This window comes from Streptomyces sp. JW3 (assembly GCF_052216785.1).
In the GTDB taxonomy this organism is placed as follows: Bacteria; Actinomycetota; Actinomycetes; order Streptomycetales; family Streptomycetaceae; genus Streptomyces.
In genome coordinates this window covers 1-2,272 of sequence record NZ_JBQOUX010000225.1, presented here as the reverse complement: position 1 = coordinate 2,272, position 2,272 = coordinate 1, and the positions used below count along the sequence as shown (strand labels likewise).

General features: G+C 76.6%; 2 protein-coding genes and 1 pseudogene. All 3 read left to right on the top strand.

What is annotated here, in order from left to right; translation table 11 throughout:
• The coding region (locus ACTT8P_RS38165; protein WP_442836380.1) for a VMAP-C domain-containing protein at positions 1-951 on the top strand (951 nt) is incomplete at its 5' end.
• 56 nt (positions 952-1,007) lie between these two features.
• A complete protein-coding gene (locus tag ACTT8P_RS38160) occupies positions 1,008-2,045 on the top strand; it encodes an AAA family ATPase (protein WP_442836379.1) in 1,038 nt (345 codons plus the stop codon).
• Positions 2,035-2,272: pseudogene (locus ACTT8P_RS38155) on the top strand (hypothetical protein); the annotation flags it as partial. The gene ACTT8P_RS38160 and the pseudogene ACTT8P_RS38155, both read left to right, overlap by 11 nt.

Below are 2,272 nucleotides of genomic sequence, written 5' to 3'. Positions count from 1 at the left end.
CTCCGGTGCGCACCGGGCCCGCCCGCGCCCGCCGGCGCCGCGGCCACCCGGCCCGCCGAGCACCACTACGCCACCGACGGCCACCGCGCCGAGGTCCCCGGCCGCCCGGCCGGCCCCGCCTGGGCGCCCATCGTCGTCGAACTGGTCCGCAGCGGTGCGGGGGCCGATCAGGTCACCGTGGAGGTGTCCGCCTACCGCGACGGACACCGCCGCCCGGTGGGCACCCGCCGGCTGCCGCAGGACGCGGTGCGCTCCTACGTCCAGGACCGGGTGGACGAGGCGTTCAACCACCTCGCCCGGGACGCCGAAGCGCTGATCACCTTCGTGCTGCCGGACGAGTGGCTGAACGAGCCGGTGGCGCACTGGGAGTGCAGCGCCTACGACGCCACCCCGCTGGGCTGCGCCCACCCCCTGGTGGTCGCGGAACGCACCCGGCACCGCAGCGGCCGGCTGCGGCACGAGCTGACCAGGCGGTGGCAGGAGCTGGACGGCCGGCCCGGCGTCCGGCTGCACCGGGTGGAGTGCGGCACCCGGGAGAACTCGCGCGGCCTGCGGCTGCGGCTGCGGGACGCGGCGCTGACCGGCTTCCCGGCCCCGCCCGGCACGGTGAAGGAGCACTTCGAGACCGGCCTGCACGTCCCGGTCCCGGTCCTGCTGTGGCGCCGCTCGGACTGTCCCGACGACGAGCACGGCGACCCGTGCGCCGGTACGGCGTTCCTGGACCGGCTCGCCGAGTCCGTGGCCGGCGTGCCGCCGGCCGAACTGCCCCGCCGGGTATTGCGGTTGCGTGAGGAGGCGTACGCGGCCGACGATCCCGAGGGGCACTGGGCGCGGCAGGTGCAACTGCTGTGGGACGACCCGCGCTGCTTCCTGGAGCCCGCCGCCTGTCTGCACTCGCCCGTCGCCCCGCTGCACCCGTCCGCCGCCCGCCCCCACTCGCCCGTCGGCTGAACCACCCGCCGGGCCGCACCGTCGCGCCCGGCACCCGAACCCGAAAGAGAAACCGCATGGCCCTGTGGCCCGTCTACACCGGAGCGACGCAACCGCACGACGGCATCACCCGGCTCCCCCCGCCGCCGCCGTGGCGGGCCTTCGACGGTCACCCGGTGCTGGAACCGCCCGACGAGCACGACGACGCCTCGGCCGGCTCGCCCGACCGCACCCACCGGGCCCGGACGTACCAGGCCACCGAGGAGACGGTGCAACTGGTCAACGCGGCCCTCTACCTGCGCCGTCCGCTGTTGGTCACCGGACCGCCCGGGACCGGCAAGTCGTCGCTGGCGTACGCGGTCGCCCGCGAACTGCGGCTCGGCCCGGTGCTGCGGTGGAACATCACCAGCCGCAGCACCCTGCACGACGGCCTCTACCAGTACGACCCGCTGTCCCGGCTCTACGCGGCCCGGCACGCGGCGGCCGACGACCAGGACCCGGCGGCCGGCGCCGGCACCGGCACCGGAGTCGAGAACCATCTGCGGCTCGGCCCGCTGGGCACCGCGCTGCTGCCGTACGCCCGGCCCCGCGCCCTGCTCATCGACGAGATCGACAAGAGCGACCTGGACCTGCCCAACGACCTGCTGAACGTGCTGGAGGAGGGCCAGTACGAGATCCCCGAACTGGTGCGGGCGGCCCGCGACACCCCGGGCGGGCGGGCCGAGGTGATGGCCGACGGCACCGACCGGCGGGTCCCGGTGGAACGCGGCCGGGTGCGCTGCCGCGCCTTCCCGTTCACCGTGCTGACCAGCAACGGCGAGCGCGAGTTCCCGCCCGCCTTCCTGCGCCGCTGCGTCACCCTGCGGCTCAGGCAGCCCGACGACCGGCACCTCGCCGAGATCGTCCGGGCGCACCTGGGCGAGCCGGACGCATACGCCCAGCGGCTCATCGACCGGTTCCTGTCCCGGGTGGGCAGCGGCGAACTCGCCACCGACCAGCTGCTGAACGCCATCTACCTGGCCCGGGCCTCCGGGCTGGCGGCCGGCTCCCTGGACGAACTGGCCGACCAGCTGATGCCGTACCTGGGACAGTCCCCGCAGCCGCATGCCTTCTGACCCCTCCGGCACCCCGGAGCCCGTGGCCCGCCTGGCCGACGTCCTCGCCCGGGCGGCCGGTGGCGCGCGCCCGACCCCGCTGGAGCTGGCGGAACTGCTGTGGCTGGCCCGGCATCTGGCACCCGCCGGCCCGGCCGCCGCGCCGGCGCCGGCGCCCCCGTACGACCGGCCCCCCGACACCCCCGTACCGGCGCCGCCGCCCCCGCCCCGCCCGCCGGTCCCGGACC

Coding starts and splice junctions, on each gene's coding strand:
- ACTT8P_RS38160 (WP_442836379.1), top strand. CDS start 1,008: ATGGCCCTGTGGCCCGTCTACACCGGAGCGACGCAACCGCACGACGGC.